Annotated in this window: 11 protein-coding genes and 1 pseudogene; 6 read left to right on the top strand and 6 right to left on the bottom strand. The window is 50.3% G+C overall.

Features of this window, described 5'->3' with window-relative positions; translation table 11 throughout:
* Positions 1-35 precede the first annotated feature (35 nt).
* On the top strand, positions 36-1,421 hold the full coding sequence (gene dbpA / locus XMM312_RS07430; protein ID WP_173484424.1) for an ATP-dependent RNA helicase DbpA: 1,386 nt from the start codon (positions 36-38) through the stop codon (positions 1,419-1,421).
* Here the strand turns inward: dbpA and XMM312_RS07425 are convergent.
* Positions 1,418-2,281 (bottom strand): annotated as a pseudogene (locus XMM312_RS07425) (serine/threonine protein kinase); the annotation flags it as partial. The gene dbpA and the pseudogene XMM312_RS07425 overlap by 4 nt on opposite strands.
* Before the next feature lie 187 nt (positions 2,282-2,468).
* The gene (locus XMM312_RS07420) at positions 2,469-3,461 is read right to left on the bottom strand and encodes a serine/threonine protein kinase (protein WP_173488999.1); all 993 of its coding nucleotides are present in this window, start codon (positions 3,459-3,461) and stop codon (positions 2,469-2,471) included.
* Between the two features lie 500 nt (positions 3,462-3,961).
* Here XMM312_RS07420 and XMM312_RS07415 point away from each other — a divergent pair, with 500 nt between their 5' ends.
* From XMM312_RS07415 to XMM312_RS07395, 5 genes are all read left to right on the top strand, one after another.
* Positions 3,962-4,414, top strand: a complete 453-nt coding sequence (locus XMM312_RS07415; RefSeq protein WP_173488998.1) for a hypothetical protein — start codon at positions 3,962-3,964, stop codon at positions 4,412-4,414.
* A gap of 24 nt (positions 4,415-4,438) precedes the next feature.
* Positions 4,439-6,349: a hybrid sensor histidine kinase/response regulator gene (locus XMM312_RS11690; RefSeq protein ID WP_173488997.1), complete on the top strand. Its 1,911-nt coding sequence runs from the start codon at positions 4,439-4,441 to the stop codon at positions 6,347-6,349.
* Positions 6,342-6,725 (top strand): two-component system response regulator, encoded by a 384-nt coding sequence (locus XMM312_RS07405; RefSeq protein WP_173488996.1) that lies wholly within the window; start codon positions 6,342-6,344, stop codon positions 6,723-6,725. Before XMM312_RS11690 ends, XMM312_RS07405 begins: the two co-directional genes overlap by 8 nt.
* A gap of 371 nt (positions 6,726-7,096) precedes the next feature.
* Complete coding sequence (locus XMM312_RS07400; protein ID WP_217363893.1) at positions 7,097-7,915, top strand: alpha/beta fold hydrolase; 819 nt, start codon at positions 7,097-7,099, stop codon at positions 7,913-7,915.
* Complete coding sequence (locus XMM312_RS07395; RefSeq protein ID WP_173488995.1) at positions 7,915-9,438, top strand: PAS domain-containing hybrid sensor histidine kinase/response regulator; 1,524 nt, start codon at positions 7,915-7,917, stop codon at positions 9,436-9,438. The genes XMM312_RS07400 and XMM312_RS07395 overlap by 1 nt, the downstream gene beginning before the upstream one ends.
* 284 nt (positions 9,439-9,722) lie before the next feature.
* Here the strand turns inward: XMM312_RS07395 and XMM312_RS07390 are convergent, their stop codons facing one another.
* The 4 genes from XMM312_RS07390 to XMM312_RS07375 form a co-directional block, all read right to left on the bottom strand.
* Positions 9,723-10,145, bottom strand: coding sequence for a hypothetical protein (locus XMM312_RS07390; RefSeq protein WP_173488994.1), 423 nt, complete (start codon positions 10,143-10,145; stop codon positions 9,723-9,725).
* Positions 10,142-11,878 (bottom strand): hypothetical protein, encoded by a 1,737-nt coding sequence (locus XMM312_RS07385; protein WP_173488993.1) that lies wholly within the window; start codon positions 11,876-11,878, stop codon positions 10,142-10,144. The genes XMM312_RS07390 and XMM312_RS07385 overlap by 4 nt, the downstream gene beginning before the upstream one ends.
* 364 nt (positions 11,879-12,242) lie before the next feature.
* A complete protein-coding gene (locus XMM312_RS07380; protein WP_173488992.1) occupies positions 12,243-14,216 on the bottom strand; it encodes a hypothetical protein in 1,974 nt (657 codons plus the stop codon).
* On the bottom strand, positions 14,216-15,694 hold the full coding sequence (locus XMM312_RS07375) for a site-specific integrase (protein WP_173488991.1): 1,479 nt from the start codon (positions 15,692-15,694) through the stop codon (positions 14,216-14,218). Before XMM312_RS07375 ends, XMM312_RS07380 begins: the two co-directional genes overlap by 1 nt.
* Between the last annotated feature and the right edge of the window lie 6 nt (positions 15,695-15,700).

The following is a 15,700-nucleotide window of genomic DNA, read 5'->3' as shown; positions in this document are numbered from 1 at the left end:
TATACTTCGCGCACTATCAAGTTGAAGGCATACCCGTGAGCAAATCTAAATCGTTCAAATCCCTCCCTCTTTCTGAAGGCCAGTTAAACAATTTGGCTTCGATCGGCTACGAGTCGATGACCGAGATCCAAGCTGAAAGTCTGCCTTACAGCCTTGAGGGTACCGATCTGCTTGCACAAGCGGCCACCGGCAGCGGTAAGACATTGGCCTTTGGTCTGCCACTGGTGGAGCGCTTAGAGCCTAAACGTTTCTGCATTCAGGCGTTAGTGCTATGCCCAACACGCGAATTGGCCGGCCAGGTCGCCGATGAGCTTCGCAAACTCGCGCGTCACCCGGGTAATATCAAGATTTTATCGCTCTGCGGTGGCCAACCTATCGGCCCGCAGATCGGCTCACTCGAGCACGGAGCACACATCATCGTCGGCACACCGGGCCGAATCGTTGATCACCTGCGCAAACGCACTCTTGATCTATCACGAGTCACAACACTGGTGTTTGATGAAGCAGATCGTATGCTCGATATGGGCTTCCAAGATGACCTAGATCGTATCCTTGGTCAAATGCCGAAAGATCGCCAGACACTTCTGTTTTCGGCTACCTACCCTGAGAACATTCAAGCACTGAGTAAAGAGTATCAGCGCAACCCTAAAGAGGTGCGCATCGCTGCCAAAGATCCCGATATCAGCACGATTAAACATCGTGCCTACCAGTGTGATCGGACTCAAATGGGGCAAGGCGCTTTGGCGGTACTGACGTCCGTAATGCCAGAATCCGCCATCATCTTCTGTAATACCAAAGAGAGCTGTAACCAGTTAGGACAGGAGCTACGCTCCTACGGTCTAAAAGCGGGTGTGTTGCATGGTGACATGGAACAGCGTGATCGTGACCAGGTACTGATTCGCTTTAGTAACGGCACGTTAAGATTCTTGATCGCCACTGATGTCGCAGCACGTGGTTTGGATATCGACTCGGTTGATCTGGTGCTCAATGCTAGCCTGCCCGGTGATTCAGCTGTCTACACACACCGCTGTGGCCGAACGGGCCGTGCCGGACGTAAGGGCCAAGCCATCTCCTTGGTTGGTGCGAAAGATGGATTCCGTTTAGAGAAGATCAATGCAGCAGCAGGCTTGTCACTGGAAGCGAAGCCAATGCCTCGCCCGCAGATTAACAATGTGATTAAACTGCAATCGAACCTGCGTACCATTGCAATTTCAATGGGCCGAAAGAATAAAATTCGCCCAGGGGATATTGTCGGAGCGCTCACAGCTACTAAAGAGATCAAGGGCGATCAGATCGGAAACATTACCGTTCAGGACTTCAACAGCTACGTAGCCGTGCCAAGAACACTGGCTGATCGTGCTGTAGAGATCCTGCGCCAGCGCCCTCTTAAAGGTAAGCCAGCAAGAGCTCGTAAAATTTAAAGCAGTTTCAGCACCGGCTCATCGAGAGCTGAAAGCTGTACTTTAAGGTCGAGCAGATGCTCACCCCAATAGCGCTCTGTGTTAAACCATGGGAAGGCTTTGGGGAAGGCGGGGTCATCCCAACGTTTTGCGATCCAAGCGGCGTGGTTCATCATTCTTAGTGTTCTAAGTGGCTCTACTAAGTTGAGCTCGCGGGGATTGAACTCAAAGAACTCTTCGTAACCGGCTATGACTTCACCGAGCTGCATCTCCATCTGATGGCGCTCGCCCGTCAAAAGCATCCAGATATCCTGAATAGCAGGGGCCATACGCGCGTCATCGAAATCGACGAAGTGCGGTCGATCATCACGCCAAAGCACATTGCCACTGTGACAATCGCCATGCACGCGAATGGTTTGCAGGTCTGAATAGTCGGCGAAACGCTGCTCAACCCTCTCGAGTACCTCTTGTGAGATCGACTCATAGGCCGCACGAAGACTCTCAGGAATATGTTCCGACACTAACAGGGCACGACTCTGCCAACCGTAGCTGTCGACATCTAATGTGGGCCGCTCTGCAAACGACTTAGCTGCACCCACAGCATGGATTTGGCCTAGTGCAACACCCAGTTGATAGAGATGTTCAGGATCATCCAGTTCGGGAGCCCGTCCTCCACGTCGCGGAAAGAGGGTGAAACGGAATTGATCAAAGTTGAGCAGACTATCCCCTTCGCTATTTTTCAAGGGTGCAACGACGGAGATATCGGCATCAGCCAACTCAAAACAGAAGTCATGCTCCTCTTGGATTTGCGCATCACTCCATCGGTTCGGGCGGTAGAACTTAGTAATTAAAGGCTCCGCTTGATCAATGCCAACTTGATAGACGCGGTTTTGTTTGCACTCTTAATGGTTGTTTTTATGTATATCAGTTTTAAGCCAGTAAATACGAGGGGTGTAGGACGTTGTCACAAAGCGATGTGTACACATGAAAATTTGACCAAAGTATGTACAAAACTGCTTAATCGTGTACATAAATTTTGTGTCCATATGCACAAATTTTGGAGTCTCTTTAGTAGTTTCCACTACGTCTCGACAGGGGCCTCTCCTGCATGTTGGCAAACTGCTCACGCAACTCAAGAACGTGCTCTGCCCAATAGCGCTCTGTATTAAACCAAGGAAACGCTGGCGGGAAGGCGGGATCATTCCAACGGCGAGCTATCCAAGCCGCGTAATGCATCATACGCAGGGTACGCAGTGGCTCGATAAGCGATAGTTGAGCGTCATCAAACTCATGAAACATTTCATAGCCCTCCAAGAGGACATCAAGCTGATCCATCTGATCGACTCTGTCACCACTGAGGAGCATCCATAGATCCTGAACGGCTGGGCCCATACGGCAGTCATCAAAATCAACAAACACCGCACGATCATCACGCCAAAGAATGTTGCCGGGGTGGCAGTCAGCATGTATCCGTATCGGTGTGTAAGGGCACTCATTAAAGCGTTGTTCAATTAACTCAAGGAGATCCCGAGTAAGCGTTTCATAGGCCTCTCGCAAGGTGCTGGGGATGAAGTCGTGACTGAGCAGGAACTTACGGCTCTCAACTCCATAACTCTCGATATTAATGCTGGGACGATGACTAAAGGGGCGTTGAGCACCAATGGCGTGAAGCCGACCTAGTGAACGTCCGAGCACTTCAATTGTGTCAAGGTTGTCCAGTTCCGGGGCGTGCCCCCCAAACCGCTCAAACAGAGCAAAGGTAAACTCACCATCTTGGTGGGCTGTCTCTCCTGTTGATATTGCCAGCGGAGCCACCAGTGGCCATTCTGACGCTGCTAATTCCGCGCAAAACGCATGCTCTTCTGCTATCTGTGCAGGAGACCACCGAGACGGCCTGTAGAATTTTGAAATGATCGGTGACGCGTCTTCGATGCCGAGCTGAAAAACCCGATTTTCAAATGAGTTCAGAGCCGCTAGCCTTCCATCACACCGATAACCAATAGCATCGACAGCATCAAGTATTCTTTCGGGCGTTAAAGCGCTGTAGGGATGCTCTGACATCGTGACTCTCTGCATGCTGTATTCAGTAACAGCTATGCTACGAGATCTCGTTGCGAATACCTACTTTGAATTGAGCCTATCTGCAGATCCTGACTAGCTCACTTTGGCCGTAAACGACCCATCTGAGACATTTCTTAGCATCTATTTGAGGCGGACTTTGATCTAAAACTGGAGAGTTTCTAGAGCTTCCATGCGTTCTGCTTTCGACAGAGCGCAGCAGCAATCAACCCATACCTTCAGTGTTATCTCCGATGATAAGACGGCTAAAAATTTCTGGTCCCGTCCGTTAAATGTAGGACGGGTCGGGACTGGGGTTTAATTCTGGCCTGATAATTGCTTTTCGTCTTATTAGGATTTGAACCTTCTGTTTCGTTGAATTTTTAAGAAAATTCTAGAGGTGGATAGTTTGTTTTTGCGTTACGCGTCGCATTTTGCGACGTTTTTTGCGATTTAATATTCGGGTCATCATGGACTCGATGCGACAGAATAGGGATTTCTGCATGCACACAAATGATCAATTGGTACTTCGCGCAGCGCGATTTAAGTGGTTATTACCACTTGCTGTTCTGGTGCTGTCGCTGCTTTCGGTTGAATTCTATTTTGATGCGGAGCTCTCGTTTTCATGGCTATGGGTAACGAATGCCGTTGCTGTCTTGTGGCTGTCGTTGGAGGCTTATAGCCGCCACTCCGCCTTACCAGATTCAAAAGTATTCCTAGTATCTGTGCTGGCCTTACTGGCGTCGAACCTGCTATCCGGTAGCGCACTGCCTGACGCGGTTGCTATGACAGCGGTTAATTCTGCTGAGATTTTTCTGGCATCATGCCTTTTTCTCTCGGTGATCAATAAAGGGTGCTCACTACAAGACGGTGGGCGGTTCGCCCGTAAAGTCGCACAGGTGTCACTGAAGCTTGCAGTCATACTGGTCACCGCAGCACTGATCATCTCGGTCTAGTTTCAGCAGCGCTACGGCGCCCCGGTGCTACACGGTGCCGGAGCCTGGGTAGGTTCTCAACTGACTAGCTATCTTTTTGTCTTTCCGGTCCTCATTTCGGTCTGCAACTACGATTCCACTCCGAACAACCTTTCGTTTTTGACCAAGCTCTTCGTGGGTTTTGTGGTGTTTGAAGTCATCAGTCACATCTTTGGGAAGCCCCTTCTATACGACTTTATCGATGTCGCCGTATGGTTGATGGCAATTGCGCTACTACTGCCCATGCGCGCGTATGCTGCGATGGGGTTCTCATTTGCGGCTATAGAGTTGCTTACTCTTCAAACGGAAGTACTTCCCAGCGGATTGGATCCGTTGCAGGTGAATCTAGCACTTAGCGTGGTGGTCGCAATGTCCGTGGCGACGGCTATCGTAGTGGCACGCTCTACACTGCTTAATAAACTCACGGTAGGCGCATATGAGAAACTGAATGCTAAGAGCGCTCAACTTTCACTCATTCTGCAAAGCGCAGACATCACCTTGTTTGAACTGGATATTGATTCTGGAGATGCGACCCTGATTGAGGGTAAACATCCCGCGATGCCTGTCGGTACCGTGATTCGAATAGGCGATGCCCTAGCGAGTATGATTCCGTCTCAAGCTGATGCGAATCAATTACGCCAAACACTCGCTCAAGATGAAGCTGAGATGACCTATGCGGTACGTTATCCCGGCGAGAGCAGGCCACACTGGTCGCATATATACACGGGTAGGACCTATAAGAGAGGGGCTCTACTTAAACGCTTAGTTTTGCGCCAAGACGTGACAGAGCTGATGCAGACAGCAGAGGAGCTGCGAGAGAATTCGGAGCGTCAAAAGGAGCTCTTTTCTGTTATCGGACATGAGCTGCGCACGCCCGTGGCATCGATGGCGATGATTGCGGATGATCATGATCTCAGTGCCCCCGAGAAGCTGACAACCGTCCGCGAAATATCTCGTAACTTGTTAGCTGTGTTGGAGGATCTTCGCACAGTGGTTATGCCCGAACGCGCTCGGGTATCTCAGGAGAGCATCGCTAAACCCGAGGCGGTTATTGAGCGGGCGCTGAGTGCGATTTCGCACTTAGCATCGGATAACCAGGTAACGGTAAAATTTTCTCATACAGCCAGCGGCTCACTGTACTCAATCCGTGAACAAGCGCTTCGCCAGTTAGTGACTAATCTGACGAAGAACGCGGTGATACATTCAGAGGGATCTGAGGTTTCAGTGAGTTTGACTTGTACACAGGGTGAGGATGGCAGTGATAGAGCAACCCTCATCATTGAGGATAACGGGAAAGGCATTCCTGCTGATCAGGTTGAGCGCCTTTTCACAGCATTCAGTCGAGGCGATACGCAGAAAGATGGTACAGGTCTTGGGTTGTTCATCGCTGAAGAGTTAACCGGTCAGCTGGGCGGCGTGTTGACATACCGCGACAGTGAGAAGCTTGGGGGCGCATGTTTTAGTGTTGCGTTCCCGCTGAAGCCGCTCGACGATGAGGCACAGGCACAGGCACAGGCACAGGCAAGTATAAATCTTTCAGGCTACCGAGTGCTATTTGCAGAAGATGACAGGATGTTGCGCATGCTAACCGAAAAAGCATTGATCAAGCAGGGAGCAACGATCGAATGCCATGAAAACGGGCAAAGTGCGTTAGATGCGTTTAAAGAGTCAGACGGTGCATTTGATCTTGTATTGACGGATCTTATGATGCCGCAGTTGGACGGATATGGCTTTACATCGGCTCTCAGAGCAGAGGGCTACGCTGGCCCAATTATTGGCGTAACCGCAGCGGTAGTAGGGGCAGAGACGGATCGTTTGCTCGCGGTTGGCGCCAGTGGTGTCATTGCCAAACCGATTACAATTGAGAAGTTACTCGACGAACTGACTCGCTTAAATACGGAGCCCGCAAATGACTAAGGGATCGATTTTATACATCGATGACGATCCGCTCGCGCACGCTGCACTGCATCAGATGCTGGGCTCCGACTTTCACCTCCACAGTTGTACCGATCCCAATGAGGCACTCGCGCAGGCGCTGAGGCTTCAGCCCTCATTGATTCTGCTGGATGTACGTATGCCACATGTGGACGGGTCCGAGGTGCTGGAGCTTCTGAAAAGCCTGCCGGGTACTCGAAATATTCCTGTTCTCGCTTACAGTTCAGAGATTGATCAAGGTACCCTGTCAGTATTGATTACACGTGGGATTCGAGGTGTTTTGGACAAGACAGCATCGGAAGACGAGTTGCGAGACAGCATTGAATACGCTTTGACCCATCCGGCGCCATTGCAATAGCGACGGATGATTTGGATGTGTTGATATTGGTAAATACGATCCTTACGCGACATTTCAGCCAATTATCATTAGTCTAAATTGATATAAGAATATTCCCTAAATGCCGCAGTTTCTGTTACTGTCAAAGGATGTGGAATAGTGAGCAGAGCTGGTTTAAGTGGTTTGGCAGGTTCACTATTCAAGAGAGTTTATGAGCATGCTCGCCAGCAACTCAAAGACCAGAAAGATGTCTGAAACCCCTTCAATGATTCAACCGTTATTAAATTACGGTTTACCGTCTTTAACTGTTTTATATACGCTTTTGAAAATCATGGCATCATGGCATCATGGCATCAGTGGTTCTCTGCTTGATATAAAAGGACATAGTTATCATGAACATCTCAATTGCCCATTCAGTTTTGGAGCGTAATAACGTCAATGTATCTGGGGAGGGCTCGCGAACGTTCTTACTTGCTCATGGATTTGGCTGTGATCAGACTATGTGGAGGTTTCTGGAACCACATATAAAGAACGACGCACGCTTGGTACTGTTTGATTACACGGGCTGTGGCAGGTCCGATGTGACGCAGTTCGACTCCACGCGCTACTCAGATCTACACGGCTATGCTGAGGATGTAATTGAGATCTGTGATGCGCTTGATCTTAAAGAGGTCTGTTTTGTGGGGCACTCTGTCAGTGCAATCATTGGCATGCTGGCCTCCATAAAGCGGCCTGAGCTTTTCAGTAGTCTTGTACTGGTCTGCCCTTCGCCATGTTTTCTCAATTTCCCGCCGCACTATGAGGGTGGTTTTGAGCGTGCTGATCTCGAAGAGTTAATTAACCTTATGGATAAGAACCATGTTGGTTGGGCTAACTACCTAGCCCCGGTGGTAATGGGGGCGACGAACGGTGAAGCGATGGTTACTGAACTCACCGACAGTTTTTGCTCAACTGACCCGACTTACCTCAAGCCCTTTGCGCTAGCTACTTTCTTCTCTGACCACAGAGAGGACTTACGAAAGTGCCCAATTCCCAGTCTGATACTGCAGAGTGCTAACGATGCACTGGCGAGTCAGCAAATTGGTGAATACGTGCATAAAAACATACCTAACTCCAAGCTCGTTCTCTTGGAGGCAAACGGTCACTGCCTACACATGACACATCCAGTAGAAGTGTCCCATGAAATTTATAACTTTTTAAAGGCTGAATAGTGGATGATCGGTTTCCCGGTGGGCTAATGGTGAGTGGCCTTGAGGACAGACGACTTTCATATGCTAATGATTACGTCGCGTCGATACTCGGGTATGAGATTGAGCAGGTGGTTGGCCTCGGTCTGGATAAACTTCTCACTAAAGCCTCACTGATCTTTTTGGATAGCTATGTATACCCGAAACTGCTGGATGAGGGTGAGCACACTGAGTTGCAATTGATGCTGCTTGGCCGCGGTGGCGCGCGCTTGCCGATCCTTGCTAATGTACGATTAAGACATGGGGAGCTGTATTGGGCACTGTTTAGTGCAGTCGAGCGCGATAAAATGTATCAAGAATTAATCGAAACTCGTGATCAGCTGCAGCAGGCAAAACTAATTGCAGAGCGTGCAAATGCCGCTAAGTCTGACTTTTTGGCCAACATGTCACATGAAATTCGCACACCGCTCAATGGGATATTTGGCTCACTTCAGGTGGTCGGGGCGCACCCTGAAGACCGAGAGACTGTGGTTCGTTACACCAATGTTGCAATGCAGAGCTATCACTCGGTGCTGGGGATTATTAACGATATTCTGGATATCTCTAAAATCAACGAAGGCAAGGTGAGCCTCTATCCGGAGCCCGCTCGTCTGTGCGACACGGTAGGTATGGTATCGTCCGAACTGGCCGCTCAGGCTCGTAAAAAGTGCATTAAGTTGGAGACTCACTGCTCCGCTCATGCGCGTCAGGGAAACCGTTTGATCGATACGACGCGCTTAAGCCAGATATTGCGAAACATTTTATCCAACGCGGTTAAATTCACTGACAAGGGCACAGTCTCTCTGTCGGTAGACATTGGTAACCAAAACAGTGAAGTTATCATCGTCATCGAAGATACCGGGGTAGGTATTCCTGCTGACAAGCTCGAGAGTGTGTTCGAAGCATTTGAGCAGGCCGAGGCGAGTCGTACGACTGAGCGAGCAGGCACGGGGCTTGGTCTGGCGATCACCAAACGACTGGTCGAGTTGATGAATGGTTCGATCTCTGTGGATTCTAAGCTTGGCGAGGGAACACGATTCACTGTGAAACTCACACTACCTGCCACCCAGCAGCCTACCGCCGACCAGGAGCAGGGTGAGACTATCACCGAAATAAAACCGGCACGTATTCTCTTAGTCGAAGATGTGACGACTAACCGCCTTATTTTTAATGCGCTTCTCAAAACCTATCCGTTTGAGATCATTGAAGCCGTAAACGGTGAGATCGGGGTGGAGAAAGCGTTGAATGAAGAGTTCGATCTAGTGTTTATGGATATCCAGATGCCGGTGAAGGATGGTCTGGGGGCGTTGAGTGCTTTGAAGGCCGCGAACTACGACAAACCCGTTATCGCATGTACTGCCAATGTTATGAAAGAGGATATTGAACAATATCTTGCAGCGGGTTTCGACTCTGTTATCGGTAAGCCCTATCTGAAAGAAGATTTGATCAGCAATATTCAAGCAGCGGTGACGCGCGGCTCGCTACATAAGTACATCAAACGGACTTAATCGGCCCGGATACGCTTAGTGCTCAAATGACGCCTAAGTGCCGTTCTGAGACGGTGAACCAGATAATTACGGCGCGAAGATACAACCGCAAAAATCGGTCTATAACTTCGTTACTTCGGCCGTGGCACCGCAAGGTTAAACAGCAGGTGAGGGCAGTGCCCTCACGGACTCATATGTTTAAAAATTACCGGAGCCGCCTGTGGCGGGCAACGCCCACCGACTGTAACCGTTCTGAAAAAGTCCGAGTGTGGGCTATGCCTTCGGCCTGATGGGCACCACATCCGTCAGAACGGTACATCGGTACTTTTAGGGTCGATGCTGATGTCCGTCACGCCACCAAATCGCGGCACATCACCGCCGAGCCTGCGTATGGTTTTTGCCATCTCAGCATTGAGGTACAGCAATGACATGTAGCGACTCCGTGCCACATCGAGGTCACGCTTCAGTAATTCGATCTCGGCTGTTTGCTTAGGGTTCACTGCGACGCGCTTTTTAGCCTCAGGGCGCGGCTGTGCGCCTGCCTGCTCAATCGCTTCGAGGAGCAACTCAAAACCAGGTCGATTACGGATCGAACCCCTTTTACGACCTGCCTCCATAGCTACTGTGTCCTTGTTAATCGGACTGCCTTTCTCGATAACTTGCGGCTTGTTCTGCTTGAGGCGCTCAAGCGCAGCGAAGTACTCCTTCACCGTTGCACTCATAGTCATGCGTCCATCTCCTCGGGTTCTAAGTAGGTTTTTGTGACGTAATCAATCTCGGCGGCAATGAGTTTATAGGGGCGACTATTCGGCGAATGCGCCTCCATGTCATACCGTAGACTGTCGACGTACACCTCAAGCTTCTCGGGCATGAGGATCGCGTCTTTACAGTTCGAGGTACAGGGAAGTACCACATCCACCGCGAAATGCGGGCAACTGCCCTTCAGCGCGCACCCGCCCACAGGGGTCTCTTTGTAGGCTAATTTCCCTTGTTTGACGGCTTTCTGAGTCTCTTCACGACTCTCAAACATCTTAGGTAGAGCACCCGACTCTTTTGCACGCTGGAACTCTGCGCCCCGAGGGCCATAGAGTGGGGTTTGAGACTCAATCACTTGCTCATGAAACCGTACACTCACGTTGAATGCGACCGACTCTCTGAAGTTGAAAAGCACCGAGCCGTCGTCAATCGGCTTACCCTCCCCATCCATCAAGAAGTTCTCAGCAAAGGAACACCCCTCAGCGTACACGGCAGTCATGACCTCAGAGAGGTGTTTGAAGTGGGTTTTCAGCGTGGGGAGCGACACCATACCCGAGCGGCTGGCGTAGACCGCTACGGAGCGACGTAACTGGTGCGACGCAAGCGGCCACAGTTTGCCGACAGCAAATTCAGGCTTCTCGTCCCAGCCCCGAAACGCATCAAACACGGCCAACTCCTCCATGTCTTCATCCTCAATCACCAACTCCAAGGAAGCCGCAAGAGAGCGCCAATTGCTTGTTTCTGAAATCCGTGTGGCTATTGGGATTGGATAGTGGCCTCTGTTGTCGATTCGGTTGATGCGCGGTGCAATAAACAACGGCAGATTACTGGGAAGCGGCGCATCCGCTGGACGGTTGCGAAACCAATTCAAACGGGCAATCTGTTGAGCGATTTTAACAGCGTATAGACCCTGCTCTGCAGTCGCCCATACCAACGGTTTGCTATAGTTGCCCTTGTCCGTGAATTTCTTCAAGTGCGACACCACCACTGGCAAGTCCCCAAACCCTTTTGCAAACCCATGCACAACGGGCTCGTGGGGCATAACCCGCACCTCGCTTGTACGCATCCCGGTAAACGCGTGAATGAGCAGTACACAGAGTCCTTGCAGGTGGCTGATATGCTCCTCGATATCTCTAAAATCTTCAAACTGCATGTGTTGTTCGGCATAGTCCGTCAGCCCAAACCGCGCAAGCACACCTTCGGGGCTCGTTGGCTCATTAGCGCGTTTGCTCCAAGCAGGAAAGACTTTGTCTGGATAAACCCTCTTCACCCGCTTAAGGCCTACCATATACGAATGACTATCGCACACCCAGAGCAACGGGTCGGCGTACACGGCCTGAATAAGCGCCTCTAGACGCGGCAAATACGGCTGGGCCGCCTCCATCTGTGCCAAAGCACCACCAATCAACTTACCGAATAAGCGGGTCGGCACTAATGGCGTTGGGTCTCTGCGTTCAAGCTTACGGTTATGCGATTTTTTGCATAGCGCGAGAACATCGGAAAGATCCGCTTCCGGTACGATACGCGGAACATTGCAGGTGATTTTTTCAACGCCCTGCCAGTAATTCAGGTCTTTCAGTAAACCATCCAATCGTATTGAATCTTTGAAACCCTCACGCGCATTTGCGATGGATGTGCGCAAACCCACTTGAAAATGAGGACTGTGCTCAGCCTCGGCCAACGAAATTCCAAGTAGATGGCACATTTTGGCGATTGCGCGCAACGGTTGTATTATGCCTGCTAGGTAAGCCAATCCCCGCGAGCGACCCGCATTGCTCGTCGTCTCGAAGCCACTAAGCCAGTGAAGGCTTTTAATCTCATCCGTGAGTGTGCGGGCCAGCCCATCCATCGGACCTTTCTCGCTACTCCACCACGAATCAAACCAAATCTTGCTCAACGCCCCGTAAGGGGTGTAATCCCATGAGTCATCCTTGAATCGGCTTATCACCTTTCTTTCGGTATTGCGAGCGATTACGAATTCAGGATCAATTCCCGTGCTCTTTATCTCTCCAGTGCTATCGGGACTGTAGTCAAGTTTTTCGTCGATACAGCGGAAGTCGAAATCCATCTTAAACCTCCTGTATATCGAGCAACGCGTTGATTTTTGAACCCCAGTAATGATCTTGCTCACCTCGCTCAAACCGCGCTCTTGCATCTTTCAGGCGCTGTGAAAAACCGTCACTGTAGTCATGAACATCCGCCAAAATTTGATCAATACGATTCTGATAGGGCGCAAACTTAACGAAGTATTCATCAATTGAGCTTGAGAACTGTCGGCTCTGCACTTCAATCCAACGTTTCATTGTGAGTAGCTGTATTAGATCCGTGTCGTCAGCGTGCAGGCCAAAGTGAATGCAGAAGATGCAGGTGACGGGCGCACCGCAACGCGGCTGCAAGCTAGGATCTACAACGCCGTCAATCGCTTTGGGGCCGCTCAGTTCATTCTCATCACAGATGCCTGAGCTGATTGTCTTGCCACCATCAATGACTCGCACAGGTGCCACACCGTTATAGCGATGCTGTGCTGACTCCGCTTGCAGTTTAAAATATTCACTCATTGCTTTGGCCGCTTCTAGGCAGCTTTCATAGGCGTAGTGGGATTCGATGGTTTGAGGGGTTGCGGATTGAAGCGCGGAGACCAATGCAACGTTGTTTCCCGAGGCCTTCTTCAGATTAACCGTCCGATGCTTGCGAGATGCACGTGTTGCCTTTGTAGGCGCACCTTCTGGCCACAGCGCAAGCGCGGACATCTCGGAGTGCTTCAAAAATCGGTAGGGCTCCAAATTTTTTCTATTAGGTATAAGGAAAACGCCCCGTTTGGGTGGATGCGCTAGTTTCGCACTCATCCATTGGCGCAACCTAAGATATTTTTTCCAGGTTGTTTGAGCAAAACGAACATCGACATATTGGCTTTGATTTTCGTACCCTGCACGGCCCTTGATTGCACGCATTTGGGCAAGCCCAAGTGCTTTGTTTAAACGTATCTGACTACAATCCACACTGGCGAGGTGCGCGGCATTGTTGCCTGCCTCCGCCAGCAAAAGATAACCAAAATGCCGAGCCGCTTCGTTGGCTATTCTAATCAGTTGCCCTTCACTAAACTGGCGATTCTCATCCTGCTTACGTTTAAAGTTCTTGGTACCAATAGGCTCAATGCTATGCTGCACCAACAGCGCATTGAAATCTTTTGACGTTCCCTCGAACACCCCCTCGCGACGGTAGAAATAGGGCATCCAGTCGGTACGCCCATTGTTTGTCCAACCGTTGTGGTTGTTGGCCGCCTGCGAGTAGTAAATCAGGTCATCAAACCCCAGATCCTGTAGCTCAATCACAACTGGCGGTGCAGTTTGGTTTACTATCGCGTCGGCCAGACCGTCAAAGATTCGCGCATGCATCGCATGGGCTAAGTTGTGATCGTCCGAAGTCGAGGCGGGCGCAGGCACTTCCTTGTCAGATTGTTTTTTCTGAGGGATCTTAATTGCCCATCCTTCCACAACAGCATTATCAGTACTCAGCGCTAACGCGCACAGATAGCGCAACGCTCTCTGGTAAATGCTAGCGGTCGGATAGCATATAGAACCCTCGGCCTCTGTTTTCATTTGCCCAACGTTCGATAGACGCAATCGATATCGAAGGTGCTCGGTGTAGTCAATGTAGAGCTGTCGTGCCGCCTCTTGCTCAGATAGATCGTGACTACGACCTTTCGTATCAATCCAAGTGAGAGCTTTCTCAATATGAATGAAGCTAGGCATATTCGAGTGACCTTCAAGCAGCGCTTTGCACACCTTGGCCATCAACGTAGTGCGCTGTGAGCACAGGCTCAGCAGATTGACCTTCTGAAGCTCTTTTGTACTGGACACCGTTGCATCAAGGTTACGACGGTCGAGATAACAGACGCGGTAAGGGCGTGCGTAACGAGTTGAACCTCTAGTCTTCTGATCAATTACCAAAGTATCAGGCGTGAATTCTGGAGCCACATCGAATTCACCTAATGGGAGTGTTTGCAAATCAGGCAGCGTGTACACAGCGGGATTAGATATCATTAGTTAAAATCCTTTAGACGGCTGTTGATGCGGTCATGGTGATAAGCGATGGCCTCTTTTACAGACTCGTTCTCCTCATCGAATTTGAGGTAGGCTTGCGTTGTCTCGAAATTCGAGTGACCCATGCGCGCTTTGAGTTCGTGACGCACGTCCTTCACGCCCGACGTATCCGCATCCCTTACGAAGTTCATTCCGTATGTGGCACGGAAATCATGGAATCTAAACGCGTTAAAGACAGGATGATCGCGGCGGATATCACGGATCAGACGACCTAGGTAGTTCCTTACCGCATTGCCCTCCTGAACAGTGAACGTCACACGGTCTTTGGCAGTTATTCGCTGGCTGTACTTGCTGTCCTGACGATCAGATTGCTCCTTTAGGCTCGTATAGAAAGGCGACCCGTTCCTCGCGAGAAACAAATAGTTGTCGCGTGAGTCGCCGTAGAAGCTAATGGCTCTGCGCTCCTGATGTTCGTCTGACTCCATGTAATCACGCAGCATATCGCGTAACTGGATAGGCACATGCAGGCGGTATTTCTTCTGATTCTTAGTATCGACGCCTGTGCCCTCGCCGATATTGAGTAGTACCTCGCCGTTACGAGAGCGCTGCTCCATCAAACTGTCAATGTCACGCATGCGCAGTGTGCATACCGTCTGTATACGCGCACCTGTGTAGAGCGCAACAAGACACATCAACTGAAAGACTCGATTATCCGATTTCGCCAGATACTCCAAAATGAGCGTCTGATCCTCTTCGCTCAACGGTCTTAAATTACCGCCGTCTTTGAGGGTGCCGATTTGATCACGTCTGGAAACACGAAAGGCAAAGTTCGTTGTCTCTACCGCTTTCATGAACTGAACGCCCGAAGAATTCACAACGGGGATACCGACTAGTTTGCCTTCATAAGGCGGGTTTTCTAGGGCTGTTTCCGCCACTAATTTATAAAGAGAAAGGCCGCGATAGAAACCGACCACCGCTTGCATTCGTGCTTTTGCAACACCTACTGAGATTGGAGAGTCCTGCCCCATGCGCAACAATTTTCTGAGGTAGCGGTAGTACGACCAGGTGCAGCGCTGCTCCGCTTCTTTTGGAAGGAACAGTTCATGCATGGCACGACCTTCAGACTGCTGGTGCTCGATCCAGCGCAAATACATCGTTAGGTGCTTAGCGATAGACTGAATAGTTGAAACACTCGGCGGCTCAACCTTGGCCATCTCTGTAAATTTGCGTATCAGATACAGATTGCCCAGATCCCATGGCTCTCTGTCACCGCGCAGGATAATTGGGAACTTGCGGACGACCCCGTCTTCAATGGGTGACAATTGGATGGAGAGGTCGTGGTAACGAAACGGCGAGAAGTGACCAACCTGCTTGCTGCCTTCGCTCTCTAGTGAGACCTCGGACGGGACAAACACATCAATGTATGAGAGATGTGCGCTTGAGTTTAACGCTTCTTTTGATCGCTTGTCTGATCGCATTGATGT

Source organism: Marinobacterium sp. xm-m-312 (genome assembly GCF_013283295.1).
GTDB lineage: Bacteria > Pseudomonadota > Gammaproteobacteria > Pseudomonadales > Balneatricaceae > Marinobacterium_E.
Note: the sequence above shows the minus strand (reverse complement) of the source record. Positions and strands in the feature narration are given on the sequence as shown.

Coding starts and splice junctions, on each gene's coding strand:
- XMM312_RS07375 (WP_173488991.1), bottom strand. CDS start 15,694: ATGCGATCAGACAAGCGATCAAAAGAAGCGTTAAACTCAAGCGCACAT.
- XMM312_RS07380 (WP_173488992.1), bottom strand. CDS start 14,216: ATGATATCTAATCCCGCTGTGTACACGCTGCCTGATTTGCAAACACTC.
- XMM312_RS07420 (WP_173488999.1), bottom strand. CDS start 3,461: ATGTCAGAGCATCCCTACAGCGCTTTAACGCCCGAAAGAATACTTGAT.
- XMM312_RS07390 (WP_173488994.1), bottom strand. CDS start 10,145: ATGACTATGAGTGCAACGGTGAAGGAGTACTTCGCTGCGCTTGAGCGC.
- XMM312_RS07385 (WP_173488993.1), bottom strand. CDS start 11,878: ATGTGCCATCTACTTGGAATTTCGTTGGCCGAGGCTGAGCACAGTCCT.
- XMM312_RS07405 (WP_173488996.1), top strand. CDS start 6,342: ATGACTAAGGGATCGATTTTATACATCGATGACGATCCGCTCGCGCAC.
- XMM312_RS07415 (WP_173488998.1), top strand. CDS start 3,962: ATGCACACAAATGATCAATTGGTACTTCGCGCAGCGCGATTTAAGTGG.
- XMM312_RS07400 (WP_217363893.1), top strand. CDS start 7,097: ATGAACATCTCAATTGCCCATTCAGTTTTGGAGCGTAATAACGTCAAT.